Source organism: Bacillus cereus group sp. MYBK220-1 (assembly GCF_051916445.1).
Lineage (GTDB): Bacteria > Bacillota > Bacilli > Bacillales > Bacillaceae_G > Bacillus_A > Bacillus_A cereus.
Genome location: NZ_JBQAGQ010000005.1, coordinates 153491 through 171614 on the forward strand (window position 1 = coordinate 153491; position 18124 = coordinate 171614).

Sequence of the window (18124 nt, forward strand, 5' to 3'; positions counted from 1 at the left end):
ATGAGTCGTTATTTTCCATTAAGTAATGGACAGCTGGGCATTTGGTATGTTGAAAAAATGTATCCTAATACAAGTATTTCAAACAACGGGGCACTTATACAATTGGCTACAGAGCAGCCCATTCTTTATAATCTAATTTCTATTGCTATAAATGAGTATATAAAACGAACAGACAATATCCGTTTACGTATGATTTCTAGAAAAGAAGGCGAACCAGTTCAGTACGTAGCTGAATATATTGAAAAAGAAATAGAAATTATCGAGTTAAAAGATGCAGGCACTGAAAGTGTAAAAGAGGCTGCACTTGCCCACTTTCAGCAACCTTTACCACTAGAGGACGAGGATCTTTTTGATTTTAAAGTGTTTAAAGAAAGCAGGCATCAGTGCTTTCTTTATGTGAATATTCATCATATTATTTCAGATGCTGTGTCTGTCATGAGTTGCATAGAGAGCATTATTTCCATTTACACTGATTTAGCAAGTGGTGCGGTCATCGATATGGTGAAAAGTCCATCGTTTATCGAGCAAATTGAAGCGGAGCAGACATACGAGAAAAGTCCGCGTTATGAAAAGGATCGTCTTTATTGGGAACAGATTTTCCAAAGTAGGCCAGAATTAACATCTCTTAAGCCTAGCAACGATTATTGCAGCAGTGCGAAAGCAATACGGCTGTCTAAAGCAGTTCCGAAATCTCTTGCGGAAAAGTTGAAAGAATATTCGACTAAGAATCATATTAGTTTATTTAATTTGTTCTTGTCAGGCGTTTTCTTGTATATGTCCAAAATGAGTCAGAAAAAGGATATTGTAATCGGTACAATGTTTTCTAATCGGACAACGCTTCGTGAAAAGGAATTGTTTGGCATGCTTGTTAGCACTGTTCCTTTTCGTGTAGAGGTTAATCCAGCTCTCACTTTTTCTTCATTCGTAAGAAATTTAAATCAGCAGCAGATTAGAACAATGAGGCATCAAAAATATCCATATAATCGTATTTTAAATGATTGGCGAAAAAAGCACAGCACGCATGATTATTTGTATACAACTTCCTTACAATATTTGGAGGTGGATTTCCCTAAGACAGATGGGATTAGATATAATGTTGATTTTTTATATAACGGTTATGAAATCAATGATCTCGCCTTTCATATTGTAAAAAATGGGGAAGACATTGCATTTGAAATCGACTATAGAGTTGATTTATTTGAAGAGACAGAGATCCGCGACATGTTTAATAGAATAATGCTTTTACTTTCTAAAGCATTATTGGCTCCGCAGCAGCAGATTGGAAATTTAGATTTATTAACAGTTACTGATCAATCCTTATATTTTAGGGAGCAAATGGAAATAGTCTGTCATGAACCGGAGGAATATTTCCAACAGATTTTTCAAAGAATTGCAAAAAAAATACCTGAAAAGATAGCGGTTGTTTGTGAGGAGCGCACACTGACGTATAAGGAACTGGATGAGCGGTCGAATCAGCTTGCACGACTCCTTCGACAAAAGGGGATAACACGAGAAAAAACAGTTGCTATTCTTACTAATCGTACAGAAGATATGATCGTTGGATCGATAGCGGTGATGAAAGCAGGTGGAGCTTATGTCCCAATCGATGCCGAATTTCCAGAGCAGAGAATCCAATTTATTCTAAAAGACAGCAGTTCTGTGATTTTGCTGACGGATCAAGTAAATAGAGTAGAACAAGATGCTTCTATTGAATGCATCCACTTTCAAGATGAAGCAATTCAGCAACAGCCGACATCTTCTATTGAAAACCTGACGAAGCCTGAAGATTTATGCTATATCATATATACGTCTGGAACAACAGGCACGCCAAAGGGGGTTATGATTGAACATCGGAATTATCTAAATATGTGGAAAGCCTATAACGAAGCATACGGTTTTCAAGAAATGAAGCCTTGTATCTTACAGATGGCCAGCTTTTCGTTTGATGTCTTTTCTGGGGATATGGCAAGAGCTTTATTGAATCAAGGAACCCTTGTCATTTGTTCGTCAGAAGCAAAGCGTGATTTAGTACGTATTCAAAATTTGATTGAGACACATCAGATTACAATGCTGGAATCAACACCAGCTTTAATTGTTCCTCTTTTAGATGACATGTATGAAAAAGGGATTAAGCATACTTCTCTTGAATTGGTTGTGCTGGGTGCTGATTCTTGTTTGAAAGAAGACTATGAACGTCTCTTAGAACGTTATGGTGAGAGTATACGAATTTTTAATACATATGGTGTCACTGAAGCGACAATTGAATCGAGCATTTATTGTTCTGAGCAGGCGTTTGCAGATTATGAGGGTATTACGCCAATCGGTAAACCGTTATCAAATATGTCAATGTACATTTTTAGTGAAAACATGGAGCTTCTTCCACCTCATTATATAGGGGAGTTGTACATTGGTGGAAAAGGCGTCGCCAGAGGCTATTTGAACAATGCAGAGCTGACAGAGGAAAAATTCATCTTAAACCCTTATGATCCGTCTGAAAGGCTGTATAAGACAGGTGATCAAGCGAAAATGCTGCCTGATGGAAATATTCAGTTTCTTGGGCGCAATGACTTTCAAGTCAAAATTAGAGGGCATCGAATTGAAATTGGAGAGATTGAGGCAAAAATGATTCAGCACTCTTTGGTGAGGAGAGCGGTTGTAAAGACTGTTAAACCTAACTCCCATCAAACCGTATTGGCTGCTTACTTTGAATCAGATGAAGTAGATATCACAAATCAAATAAAAGCATTTTTATTTAGAGAGCTGCCGGACTATATGGTCCCGACATATTTTATTCAATTAGACCGATTGCCTTTAACTGAAAACCACAAAGTCAATCGGAGAGAGCTGCCAGAGCCTGAAGTCTTTTTCAAGGAAAAGGAAGAGACAGGTTTGTTTCATAAAGCAGTTGAGGCGAAATTAGCCGAAGTTTGGAAGAAAACGCTAAAGGTAGACGATTTACATGCAACTTCTGATTTTATCCAGCTAGGTTTTCATTCATTGCAAGCATTAAAACTTTTGAATGAGATTGAGAATGAGTTCGGGATTCGACTGACGCTAGGGGATATTTTTTCTAATACACTTTTGTTTGCAATGGCAGATGTCATTGAAGAAAAAATGAAGATAGGCAATTTTGAACAGCTGCTACCTGCTAAGAAGAGTGATTCTTATCCTGTGACAGCTGCGCAAGAAGGGGTATACACAAGATCATTAATTACAGACGCTAATCTGTTTAACATACCTTGTGTATTCCAAATAGATGGGCCACTTGACGCGGGTGCGCTTATAGATGCAATGCAAAAGTTAGTCAATCGACATGAATCGCTTAGAACCGCTTTTATAAAAGAAGATGGCGTCATTAAGCAGAAAGTTCATACAAACGTTTCCTTGCATGTGGATTATGATGTATACAAGGAATCTGAAATAGAGGAGATTATTTGCGCTTCGCCTCATTCGTTTTCATTGGACAAGCCTCCCTTGATGCAGGCACGGTTGATTAAAATACAATCTCTTCAAAAACATGTTTTATTATTAGACTTTCATCATATTATTTTCGATGGTATGTCTCTCCAAGTATTTATGGAAGAATTGGCATTGATATATCAGGGGAGAACTTTGCCACAATTGGAACTTGGGTACAAAGATTACGCTGTATGGGAGAAGCGCCAATTAGAAGCAGATCGGTTTTCTGCACACCGAGATTTTTGGAGGGACATTCTTGTTGACCATACAGAACAGCTCAATTTGCCTGCTGATTTCCCAAGGCCAGATGTGCAATCTTTTGATGGAAAAACATTTGAATTTGAATTAAATATAAATCTACTAAACAAACTAAAAGATTATTCTATGAAGCACGGCCTGACGCTTTATATGAGTCTCTTATCAGTATATTTTGTCTTGTTATCAAAATACACGGGTCAAGATGACTTGATCGTTGGTACGCCTATATCAGGACGCATTCATTCAAATATAGAAAGGATTACAGGATTATTTGTCAACACTCTTCCTATTAGGAAGGTAGTTGGCAGAACAGTTAGTTTCGCTCAATTTTGCCAAGAAGTCAAACGCGATATGCTTGGTATGCTGAATCATCAGCAATACCCTATTGATGAACTAGCCAAGCAACTGAAACTCAATCGTGATCCAAGCAGAAATCCTATTTATCAGACTGTATTTGCTCTACAAGATGTCAAAGAGAGTTATGAGCTGTCTGAAGGTGTCAAAATGTCTATTGTCGATACAGACTATAACACTTCTAAAGTTGATTTAACATTGGAGGCTGCAGTTCTTAATGATTGCCTTGGGTGCCGGTTTGAATATAGTACAAGTTTATTCAGAAAAGAAACTATCGAACAGATGGCAAAACATTTTGAACATCTTATCGAGACGATGGTGGCCGATCCACATCAAATAATCAGTGAAATCGGGTTGCTTTCCCAGGAGGAACAAGAGCTATTGGCCGGTATGAATGATACTTTTGTACCGATACCTTCCTACCAATCTATCTCGGCTCAATTTGAAAAGCAGGCTGAGATGCGTCCGGAGGAAACAGCGGCTGTCTTTAGAGGAAGCTCCATCTCCTACGGAGAATTGAACAGTCGTGCCAATCAGCTAGCACATGCTCTCATTCAACAAGGTGTTGGAACGGATATGTTGGTAGGCATCATGGTTCGCCCATCATTTGATCTACTCATCGGGATGCTGGGAATTTTAAAGGCGGGGGGAGCCTATGTACCAATTGACCCTCAATATCCAGATAGCCGTATTGAGTACATGCTGAAAGATAGCGCGGTCCCTCTTTTACTTACACAGTCGGTGCTGAAAGAAAGAACAGACTCATACTCAGGCAAAGTGATTTATTTGGATGAGGGGATGGAAGGAGAGCGTACAACGAATCCACCTTCAGTGGCAGAAGGGCATCATCTAGCCTATATGATTTATACGTCTGGATCAACTGGGGAGCCGAAAGGCGTCTTGATTGAACAGCACAGTGTACTGAATTTATGGCAATGGTTTGAAAGGACGTATCATGTGGCTCCTGGAGATGCTATTCTTCATATGACCAATTCTGCCTTTGATGTTAGTGTGGAGGAAACGTTGATTCCACTCATGTCGGGAGCTGTTGTCGTTATTGCGGAAAAACAAGTGGTGTTCCAAAAGGAAATGCTAATTGACTTCTTGAATGAGCACAAAGTCCGCATTGCTCAATTCGTTCCGGCAACCTTACGTGCACTTTTAGCTGGACAAACGAAAAAAGCTAAGAATTTAGAAGTGGTCATCTGTGGTGGAGAAAAGTTGGATCCTCAATTGGCTAACCAAATTACATCGCAAGGGTACCACTTATACAATCATTATGGTCCAACCGAAGCGACGGTCGATACACTCGTATGGTCCTGTCCACCGAACAGAGGGGTAATTAAATTGGGAGCGCCCATTGACAATACAAAAGTCTATGTGCTTGATGAAGAAGGAAATCCTGTACCATCAGGCATTCCTGGTGAACTGTATATTGGTGGTGCAGGTATTGCAAGGGGCTATTTGAACCGTCCAGATCAGACGGATTGTGCTTTTGTACCCGATCCATTCGAACAAAACGGGCGCCTTTATAAAACAGGTGACCTTGTCAAATGGCACAGCGATCAGACAATCGAATATCTTGGCAGACTGGACAAACAGGTCAAAATCCGGGGTATGAGGATTGAGCCTGGTGAAATTACAGCGAAGCTGTTGGAGTTGGATGAGATCGAGAATGGCTATGTGATGGCTCATCATGATGAGGAAGGACAAGTAAATCTATGTGCGTATATCGTGTGGAAGAAAGAGAGTGAGCCGCAGAAAATAAGAAGAAAGCTGGCGCAAGCTCTACCAGAATATATGATTCCTGTGCATTTCATGACAATAGATGAGTTGCCTTTAACGCCAAACGGAAAAGTGAGTGAACAGCTGCTTCCAATACCTGAAAAAGAAACAGAAACAGTAGAAGCATATGTGCCGCCTTGTACAGAGATTGAAAAATTGCTCACTGACATTTGGCAGGAGGTGCTTGGTATAGAACGTGTCAGCATAAAAGGAAGCTTTTTTGACTATGGAGGAGATTCGATCAAAGCCATTCAAATTTCTTCTCAATTAAGAAAGTATCGATTGAAACTTGAAACAAAGTATTTATTTACACATGCAACAATTCAAGAAGTGGCTATCTATATCGAGCCTTTAAAGAAACAGATTGATCAACGGCAGATATCTGGGGAAATTCTACTTTCTCCTATACAAAATTGGTTTTTTTCAAAAAACTTTGTTAATCCACACCACTATAATCAGGCTGAGACACTCTACAAAGCAGAAGGATTTGACCCTGAAGCGGTTGAATTGGCGTTGGACAAACTCATAGAGCACCATGATGTACTAAGAGCTGTTTTTGTAAAGAATCCGCAACAGATGGTTCAAATCAACCGAAAAGCGTATACAGCTGATTTTTATACATTGGAAGTTATGAACCTTAGAAATAAAAATAACTGGCGAGAGCTTGCAGAAAACCATATTGATAGTATTCAAGGGGAGCTCGATATAGAAAATGGACCTCTTATCAAAGCGAGTATCTTTCAAACCAATAAAGGGGACCACCTTGTTATAGTTATACATCATCTCATCATAGACGGTGTTTCTTGGGGGATCTTGCTTGAGGATCTAGAAACAGCTTATGAACAAGCTGTTTCTGGAGAAAAAATAAAATTACCTGAGAAAACGACTTCTTATAAAGAATGGACAACAGAATTGTGGAATTACGCCAAAGAGGAAGTAGTAAATGAAAAAGCTTATTGGGAAGATGTTGAAAACAGGCTGGTAGTACCTTCTTCTTTAGCCGTACGTCAATCGATCAATCAAAAGAGATGGTACAGTAAACAGCTTGTTCGGCAACTTAACAAAGAAAAAACGGATTTGCTTTTAAAACAGGCGCATCGGGCATATAACACAGAAATAAACGAAATTCTGTTGGCGGCGTTTGCGTTAGCTATGAAGGAACAATTTGGAATAGAAGAACTACCACTTGATTTAGAAGGGCATGGAAGAGAGACATTTTCGGAAGATGTCGACGTTTCAAGAACGATTGGGTGGTTTACGTCTGTATTTCCAGTTGTACTAGAGGCGGGAAGAGAAGAAAAACTAGGAACCGCAATAAAATCGGTTAAAGACCAGCTTCGCCGTATTCCTCAAAAGGGAATGGGATATGGATTGCTTTATTGTAAGGAACTGCAAACTATTGAAGAAAGACCGTCTCCTCCAGTGAGTTTTAACTATTTGGGTCAGTTTGAGTTGCATGAAAATGAGGGCCAATCTTTGCACTTAGGTAATTCAAACAGCTTGGAAAATGAAAGAACACACATGCTTGATTTGAATCTTGCAGTCATAAATGGCGTGTTAGAAATCAATTTGGAATATCATGAGCGTGAGTTTGATAGAAATGAAATCGAACAACTTTTGAATGTTTACACGGAAACACTTGAAAAAATGGTCGATCATTGTATAGATAAGGAAGATGACGGAGAAAAAACGTTAAGTGATTTTGATGATCAACGATTGACGGACGAAGAACTGGATCATATTTATGAGCTGCTTGAAGACATGTAGAGAGAGGCCTTCCTCTCTCTATGATAGAAAAAGGAGTGGAAAAATGAAAAATAAACAAAATTTCCAAAACATTTACCCGCTATCGCCTATGCAAGAAGGTATGTTGTTTCATCATTTAAGCGATAAAGATCAAGATTTTCAAGCGTACTGTGTCCAATCCGCTCTGAAAATTTCCGGTACGTTTAATTTTGATATTGCAGAAAATAGCCTGAATATTCTTGTAAGACGTCATGATTTGTTACGGACAGTTTTTATTCATTCTAAGTTAAGCCGTCCTCGACAAGTTGTATTCAAAAATAGAGAGATGTTCATCCAAATGCATGATTATACTCATTTACAAGGGATTCATAAAGAGCAAGCTATCGAAAAGTTCTTGGCATCGGATTTAAAGGAAGGGTTTGATTTGGTAACTGGCCCTCTATTTCGGGTACAGGTACTGAGATTAAGCGATTTTGAGCATATACTTGTTTTTACGAATCATCATATTATTTTGGATGGCTGGTGCTCTAGAGCTGTTTTAGAGGAATTCTTTGAGATATATGCTACGTTATTGCACCAGGAGCCGGTGAGAGAGAAGAAATCATTTTCTTTTAGTAAATATATTCAATGGATTGAAAATCAGGACAAAGATAAGGCTCATGCCTACTGGAGGGAATATTTAAAAGGACTTGAGACAAATACAGAAATGCCGAGATTCTACAAGAAAGCAACAAAAAAGGGCTTTCAAAAAGGGGAGTTTTATCAAAAAATAAATGATGACTTGCTTCAAAGTCTTGAACGACTATCAAAGCAATACAAAGTCACTGTCCATACTATATGTCAGACAGCTTGGGCTTTGTTGCTCAGTCATTACAACCAATCGAAAGATGTTGTATTTGGATCAGTTGTATCTGGAAGACCACCTGAATTAGAAGGCATTGAGCATGCTGTGGGATTATTTATCAATACCATTCCAGTCAGAATAAAGATGGAGCCTGAAATGTCTTTTGCACAGCTCCTGCAGAATGTACAAGAATCAAACTTGGAGTCTGAGCGCTATTCATATTGCTCTCTGGCTGAACTTCAGAAAATGACAGAATTTAAGACAGATTTGTTCAGTCATTTGCTTGTTTTTCAGAATTATCCGTCTAATGATACTTCAACAGAAGAGGAAGAAGAACTTTTTGGTTTTCGCATAGAAGAATTTCATGATACCGAGCAAACAAATTATGATTTTCATTTAACTGTTGCTCCAAAGGAACAATACATCATTTTTCATTTTAATCAAAACGTATATGAAAATGATGAAATCCGTAACATAAGCAGACGATTTATCCGTATATTAGAACAGATTATTGAGGCACCTGATATGAGGATGTGTGAAATAGAGCTAATTGATGAGAAAGAAAAAAGGCTTATAACTGAAACATTTCAAACGTCTAATTACAATAGGGGTGAAGACAATCTCACCCTTCATGAACGCTTTGAACAGCAGGCCGCTTGCTTTCCTAATAAAACAGCTGTTTCATTCAATGGAGAATCTCTTACATATGAAATACTAAACAGTCGCGCTAACGAGCTTGCTAAAAAGCTTCGAGGACTTGGAGTACAATCAAATGACTTAGTAGGTGTTATGCTGGAACGCTCTCACTCATTTATCATAGGCATTCTTGGTATTTTAAAAGCAGGAGCAGCATATGTTCCAATTGATCCAAATTATCCGCTGGAACGGATAAATTATATGATTCAAGATTCGAGAATATCCATTCTTATCACGGATCAAAAAAAGCATGCGGATATATTTCCTACTATTATATATACAGGAAAAGTACTGATTATAGATGACATGTATAACGGTGACTATTGTGAAAATCTTCCTTCTATTTCCTCTTTACAAGACCTTGCCTATGTCATTTATACATCAGGATCGACAGGAAAGCCAAAAGGAATTCTCACCAAACATGAAAATGTAATGAGAGTGGCTGTAAATACAAATTATGTAGATGTGACACATGAGGATCGTATTCTACAATTATCTAACCCATCTTTTGATGGCTCGGTATTTGACATTTTCGCAGCATTACTGAACGGAGCAGAATTAATCCTTATTGACCCAAACATCATTCTGTCGCCAAGAGAACTTTCTACGTTCTTAGTAGAACAGAAGATTACAACCATGTTTTTAACTACTGCTTTATTCAATGCAATCATAGCTGAAAATCCAGCAGCTTTTAATGGACTTCATACCGTTTTGTTCGGCGGTGAAAAGGTAACGGTTTCTTTTGTCGAGCAAGCCTTAAAGGAATCTGGATCTAACAAATTCATTCATGTGTATGGGCCGACGGAAAGCACTGTTTTTGCCGCTTTTTATCAAATTCAATCTATTGATAAAAGATTAGGAACTATTCCAATTGGAAAGCCGCTGAATGATACAGAGCTCATAATTTTAAACCAATATGGGCAACTTCAAGCAATCGGCCTGCCTGGTGAACTATGCATAGCTGGGAAAGCTCTTGCCAAAGGATATCTGAATCGTCCTGATTTAACCGACGAGAAGTTTGTCACACATCCGTTTAAAGAACAGGAGAGAATGTATAAAACTGGTGATTTGGTAAGATGGCTTCCTGATGGAGCTATTGAATTTATGGGGCGAATTGATCGTCAGGTGAAAATCCGAGGTTTCCGTATTGAACCAGAAGAAGTAGCGGCCGAATTATTACTCGTCCATAACATAAAAAAATCGTATGTTATGGAAAGAAAAAACGAGCAAGATGAAACATATCTATGCGCTTATTATGTGTCTGATACCAAGAAAGAGTCAAAGGAGATAAGGAACGCTTTGGCTAAACGGCTACCTGATTACATGCTGCCTTCCTTTTTCATTCCATTAAACGACCTTCCAATCACACCGAATGGAAAAACCAATGAAAAAGAACTGCCAGCTCCTGAACTTATGTTAAATCAAGAGGAGGAGTATATTGCACCTAGAACAACGGTAGAAAAGAAACTAGCAGAATTGTGGGAGCAGATTTTAGGGGTAACTCCTGTTAGTATTAGTACCCATTTCTTTGAAGTGGGAGGTCATTCACTCAAAGCTGTTTCTCTGATAGCGGCCATTGAGAGGGAGTTATCGGTTAAATTGTCGATTAAAAAGATTTTTGAACATCCTTATTTAGAGGAAATGGCAATAATGATTGAACAGGAAAAAAATAGGGAAGTGCTTGGTATTCTCCCAGCTCCATCTCAGGACCATTATCCAGCTTCTGCAAATCAGCAACGGATATATGCAATCAGCCACTTACCGGGCGGGGAGCAGAGTTATAACATGCCGTTCCTTTTAAAGGCTCCGCATACTTTACACATTGAGCGTGTTCAGAACACACTTAATATGCTTGTTGAGCGCCACGAAAGTCTAAGAACTTCCTTTGATATGGTTGGGGATGAGCTGGTACAGCGAATCCACTCTTCTGCCAATGTAGAAGTGATGAGAGAAAGAGTATGTGAAGGCGGGCTAGACAAACTTATGTCTAAATTGGTAAAACCATTCGATCTTCATCAGGTTCCACTGTTAAGAGCGGGAGTTTTTGAGTATCAAGGAGATCATCTGCTGTTTATTGATATGCATCACATCATATCAGATGGTCAATCAATTGAGATTTTTATACGGGAATTCATTGAATTGTATAAACACAATCAGCCGCTACCTCCTCTTGCGCTCCAATATAAGGATTATGCTGTTTGGGAAAAGCAGCATGAGATGGATGCGGATGTTTCCTATTGGGAGCAGCAGTTTAAGGGTGATATTCCAGTTTTGACATTGCCTTTTGATGAGAAGCAGACAAGTGGAACACAGCCAGAGGGTGGCTTTTATATCAGAACGCTTAATCAGGAAATAACAAATCAATTGAAAAAGTATGCCCTGCAACAGAATCAAACTCTCTTTTCACTATTATTAGGGATGTATCAGCTTTTGCTCTCTAAATATACAGGGCAGAAAGATTTAGTAGTCGGTACTCCTTCTGCTGGGAGAAATCATGCGATTTTTGATAAAACTGTTGGGATGTTTGTTAAAACATTACCTATTAGGACTCATTTACCGTCTGCACAGCCAGTAAATGAATTTTTCTCAAAAGTACAGGAGCATTGTTTTGCAGCCTTCGAATGTGATGTGGATCCTGTAGAATGGATTATGAATCGAACTAGTATGACACGGAAGACAAATGGTACTCCTCTTATTCAAACCATGTTTTCGTTTCATCATGAGCAGGAAGAACTTGCTGCACAATGGGAGATACAAAACGTTTTCAATCCCAATGTACAATTTGATCTATCATTGGATGTGTTTGAACACAGTTCCCATTTAGACATCTATTTTGAATATAGTACAAGTTTATTCAGAAAAGAGACTATTGAACAGATGGCCCAAAATTTTGAATATCTTATCCAGACGGTGTTGGCCGATCCACATCAATTGATTGGCGAAATCGGGTTGCTTTCTCAGGAGGAACAAACGCTATTGGCCAGCATGAATGATACTTTTGTACCGATGCCTTCCTACCAATCTATCTCGGCTCAATTTGAAAAGCAGGCTAAGGTGCGTCCGGAGGAAACAGCGGCTGTTTTTAGAGGAAAATCCCTCTCCTACGGAGAATTGAACAGTCGTGCCAATCAGCTAGCACATGCCCTCATTCAACAAGGTGTTGGAACGGATATGTTGGTAGGCATCATGGTTCGCCCATCATTTGATCTACTCATCGGGATGCTGGGAATTTTAAAGGCGGGAGGAGCCTATGTGCCAATTGACCCTCAATATCCAGATAGCCGTATTGAGTACATGCTGAAAGACAGCGCGGTCCCTCTTTTGCTTACACAGTCGGTGTTGAAAGAAAGAATAGACTCATACTCAGGTAAAGTGATTTATTTGGATAAGGGGATGGAAGGAGAGCGTACAACGAATCCACCTTCAGTGGCAGAAGGGCATCATCTAGCCTATATGATTTATACTTCTGGATCAACTGGGGAGCCGAAAGGCGTCTTGATTGAACAGCACAGTGTACTGAATTTATGGCAATGGTTTGAAAGGACGTATCATGTGGCTCCTGGAGATGCCATTCTCCATATGACCAATTCTGCCTTTGATGTTAGTGTGGAGGAAACGTTGATCCCGCTTATGTCGGGAGCTGTTGTCATTATTGCGGAAGAACAAGTAGTTTTCCAAAAGGAAACGCTGATCGATTTCTTGAATGAGCACAAAATCCGTATAGCTCAATTTGTTCCAGCAACCTTACGTGTACTTTTAGCTGGACAAACGAAAAAAGCTAAGAATTTAGAAGTGGTCATCTGCGGTGGAGAAAAGTTGGATCCTCAATTGGCTAACCAAATTACATCGCAAGGGTACCATTTATATAATCATTATGGTCCAACCGAAGCGACGGTCGATACACTCGTATGGTCCTGTCTACCTGACAGAGGGGTAATTAAATTGGGAGCGCCCATTGACAATACAAAAGTCTATGTGCTTGATGAAGAAAGAAATCCTGTACCATCAGGTATTCCTGGTGAACTGTATATTGGTGGTGCAGGTATTGCAAGGGGCTATTTGAACCGTCCAGATCAGACGGATCGTGCTTTTGTACCCGATCCATTCGAACAAAATGGGCGCCTCTATAAAACAGGTGACCTTGTCAAATGGCATAGAGATCAGACAATCGAATATCTTGGCAGACTGGACAAACAGATTAAAATCCGAGGTATGAGGATTGAGCCGGGTGAAATTACTGCGAAGCTGTTGGAGTTGGATGAGATCGAGAATGGCTATGTGGTGGCTCATCATGATGAGGAAGGACAAGTAAATCTATGTGCGTATATCGTGTGGAAGAAAGAGAGTGAGCCGGAGAAAATAAGAAGAAAGCTGGCGCAAACTCTACCAGAATATATGATTCCTGTACATTTCATGACAATAGATGAGTTGCCTTTAACGCCAAATGGAAAAGTAAATGAACAGCTGCTTCCAATACCTGAAAAAGAAATAGAGGAAGAATATGTACCGCCTTGCACAGAGACTGAAAAGACGCTCGTTTCCATTTGGCAGGAGGTGCTGGAGACAAATCTAATTGGGAGAAATAGCCACTTCATTAAAGCTGGTGGACATTCCTTAAAAGCTATAGATTTAATGAACAAAATCAGAAAGCAACTATTTACAACAATTTCTTTACAGGATATTTTTGAATATCCACTCTTAAAAGAGCTTGCTAATAAAATTGACAAAACGGGTCAAGCAAAAAAAGAAATCATATCAGTGGCTAAAGAGACCGAAGAGTACCCGATGACCTCTGCACAAAAACGTATTTATGCAGTTAGTCATTTAATAGGTGCTGACACAACCTATAATATGCCTATTGTTCTAACAGTGCCATTTAAGCTGGAAAAACAAAAGACAGAAAAAGTGATTAAAAGAATAATAGAACGTCATGAAAGTTTACGAACCTCTTTCCAAGTGAAAAATGGCGAAGCAGTACAGGTAGTTCATGCTAACTCTGATTTAGATATAGAAGAAGAAGTACTGAAAGCAGATGAGGTGCCTTCACGGATTTCTGCGTGGACTAAGCCTTTTAATTTGAAAAAAGCACCTCTCATGAGAGTAAAAATAGCGAAGGTAGACAATGGAGAGCATTTGCTGTTTTTGGATATGCATCACATAATTTGCGATGGTGTATCAATAGATATATTACTAAATGAATTCTCCACACTGTATGCTGATGAAAAAGCTGAACTTCCTGTTGTACAGGTGCAGTATAAGGACTATGCAGTATGGAAGCAAAAACAAGATTACAGCCAGTCGAATAATCATTGGGAATCTATTCTGGATGGTCAGCTACCTGTGTTGAATCTACCGACTGATTTTAGCAGGCCAAAGGTTCAACAGTTTGAAGGAGATTATATATCGATTTCAATTAATCGAGAAGTGGGACGTGGTCTTCTAGAGAAGCTGCAAGAGCAGGAAATGACACCTTATGTTTTGTTCCTGGGATTGTATCAGATACTTCTTCATCGATATTCAGGTCAGAATGACATTCTAACAGGAACCCCAGTTTCAGGGAGAGGTCAAATGGGCCTAGAAAATACAATAGGTCTATTAATGAATACACTGCCCATTAGAACAGTTACAACACCACAGATGTCGATAACTAGCTTTTTGGAGCAGGTGAAAAATCAGGTATATAGCATGATGAAATATGCTGAGTATCCGCTCGATGAATTCATTGAACGTAAACAGATTAAAAGAAATCTTAATCGGAATTTATTATTTGACACAGTCTTTTCGTTTCATACAGAAGAGGAAGTTTCTTTATGGACACCACTTCAAACAGATCAAAAGACAGCGAAATTTGATTTGACATTTGAGGTCACTCAGTTAAACGACGAATTTCACATCAATATTGAATACAGTACAAACCTATTCCGTGTAGAGAATATTGATAGGATGGCTAGACACTATGTGGAGCTCGTTAAGCAATATCTGACGGGAACGGAGCAGTACTTATATGAAATTGATTTTCGTTTAGATGAAGAAAAACAATTAATTGAGCGTGTAAATGATACTGCTTATCCATTGTCGGTTAATCAGACGGTGTGCACCATGATGAAATTATGGACTGAACATCACCCTGATAGCGTAGCAGCGGTGCATCAAGATAAAATTTTAACCTATAAGGAATTAAACGAAAAGGCTAATGCAATTGCCGATTGGCTTGTGCAGCAAGGGATCAAAAAAGGTGAGATGATTGGAATTATGACAAATCCATCATTCAATATGCTGGCAGGAATTTTCGGTATTTTACAGGCTGGAGCAGTTTATGTACCTATAGACCCAGCATATCCTAAAAAACGGATTGACTATATCTTGAAAGACAGTGAAGTCGCCTTCTTGCTGACTGAATCTGAGTATAAGAGTTTGCTAACAGGGTTTGAACAGGAAGTGGTCTTTTTGGATGTCCATCATTTTGAGAAAAATGGATTGTCCAATTCTATTACAGTACAAGGGCATGATGTAGCTTATATGATTTACACTTCCGGCTCTACAGGAAATCCAAAAGGTGTCATGATTGAGCATCATTCATTAATGAATTTGGTTCAGTGGCATCAAAGGAGATTCCAATTAACAGAGGCTGATCGTTGTTTGAAATTTGCTGGTTTTGGATTTGATGCCTCTGTATGGGAGATATTCCCTTGTTTGTCTTATGGGGCATCTCTTTACATCGTCGATGCTCATGTACGACAGGACATATATCAGCTAAATGATTTTATTGAACGTCACCAAGTTACGATTGCATTTATGCCTACGGCCTATTACGAACAATTTTCTCATTTGACAAACAGCTCACTTCGCATCCTTTTAACTGGCGGTGAAGCGTTGAAGACTTGTAAATCGCATTCTTATAAACTTGTCAATAATTACGGACCAACAGAAAATACAGTTGTTTCCACAAGTGGTGTAATTGAAAGCGATTCTAACATAACTATTGGAATCCCAATTGATAATTGCCGGGTATTCATTGTCAATGATCAATTCCAAGAGCAACCAATAGGAGTAAAGGGAGAAATTTGTCTTGCAGGAGCTGGATTAGCAAGAGGATACTGGAATCGTCGTGAAGAGACGAAAGAACGTTTCATACATCATCCGGTTACAAAAGAACGTTTATATAGAACAGGAGATTATGGGCGATGGACATCAAATGGAACAATTGAATACATTGGAAGAGCGGATGAGCAAATTAACATACGCGGATATCGTGTCGAATTGCAGGAAATTATACATGCTATAAAAACGTTGCCCGGCATAAAGGACGTCTATCTTTTACAACATAATATGGGTACGACAGCTGAAAGATTAATTGCCTACATTATTTGTGATCAGCCATTTTTCGTTGACGAAATAAAAAGTCAGCTTTCAGAAAGGCTTCCAGATTATATGGTTCCTTCACAATTTATAAAGCTGGATTACTTTCCTTTAACTGAAAATGGAAAGATAGATAAGATAGCACTGCCAAAACCGATACAAGTAAAAAATGATGCAGAGCAGCAAATAGAGCCTAGAACGAAACTTGAAACCGAAATGAGAGAGATCTGGGGAGAAGTTCTAAATATACCTTCTACTTCTATAGGGATTCATGATGATTTCTTTGAACTTGGCGGAAATTCTATCAATATTTTAAAGATTCTTGCCTTAACGATGGATAAGGACTGGGAGATATCGATTCAAGACTTTTTTGACGGAAAAACGATAGCTGCTATCTGTGATCAAACGGAAATAGAAGAAAATCAAATCGATGATAGTGTATATGTCCGTCCAGCAGAGCTTAGTTTGATTGATGATAAAAGGCTGCATAGCAAAAGTGGTGTATTTTTGACCGGGGCAACAGGATTTTTAGGCATTCATTTGCTGGAAAGGTTACTACGTACAACACAGGGTCATATTATCTGTTTAGTAAGGAGAAATAAGCAATATACAGCAGAAGAGTGGCTCAAACAAGTCTTTTTACAATACTTTCCGAAGGATATTGACTTGATAGAACAAGCATCAGACAGATTAAGTATTGTTGCCGGAGATTTAACAAAAGAACGATTCGGCTTAACCTATGACATATACGAAGATATTAAAAAACGGACAGAGCATATCTTTCATGCCGCGGCTAAAACGGACCACTTTGGACAGTTTAACGAATTCAAAGAGTTCAATATAAATGGTACAAAAAGAATATTGGAATTTGCAGGCGACAATAAAAAACTTCATTATATTTCGACTATGAGTGTAGCAGGTCATGTCGCAAAAGGTGAAGAGGAAAGAGTTTTTACTGAAGAAGACTTTTTCATTGAGCAGGAGATAGATGACAATGTTTATGTGAAAAGTAAATTTTTAGCTGAGCATGAAGTCATGCAGGCCGTTGCTCGTAAAGAGGTGAATGCAACTATTTATCGCATAGGATTGATTACAGGGCGACACGTGGATGGATGCGTCCAATTGAATTTGAGGAAGAATGCATTCGCAAATACACTTGAAACTATCTATCATCTAGGAGCTGTTTCAGAGGAAATTGTTGGCCAGTTATTAGATGTTTCACCAGTGGATTTATGTAGTGAAGCAATTTTAAAACTTGCCTCCTCTTATAGTAATAAACCTGTTTTTCATATTTATAATCCGTATAAAATTAATATACAGAAAATGTTTAATTTAGGAGGCATTGAAATAAATAAGGTGCCAGATCATGAGTATGAATTGCTAGTAGAATCCTATGCTAATGAAAAAAACTATCAAAAGATTTTAGGGTTTACTTATTATATTGTGAAGGAGAATGAGGCGTATCGTGCCGTAGTAAAAAGTAAATGTGATGTAACAGTTCACTATTTAAAACAGTGCGGTTTTGAATGGCCAGAGCCTTCAGTTGATTATATAAAGAAACTATTTTCAATGATGAGGGAAAAAGGATATTTTTTAGAAATGCATATAAAAAACATTTAATAG

The 18124-nt window shown here is 38.7% G+C and carries 2 protein-coding genes; both read left to right on the forward strand.

Going from position 1 to position 18124, the window contains the following annotated elements:
* Positions 1 to 7623, forward strand: a complete 7623-nt coding sequence (locus ACTFRU_RS21365; protein ID WP_139849327.1) for a non-ribosomal peptide synthetase — start codon at positions 1 to 3, stop codon at positions 7621 to 7623.
* A 43-nt stretch (positions 7624 to 7666) separates the two neighbouring features.
* Positions 7667 to 18121 (forward strand): amino acid adenylation domain-containing protein, encoded by a 10455-nt coding sequence (locus ACTFRU_RS21370; protein ID WP_440037840.1) that lies wholly within the window; start codon positions 7667 to 7669, stop codon positions 18119 to 18121.
* The last annotated feature ends 3 nt before the right edge of the window (positions 18122 to 18124 follow it).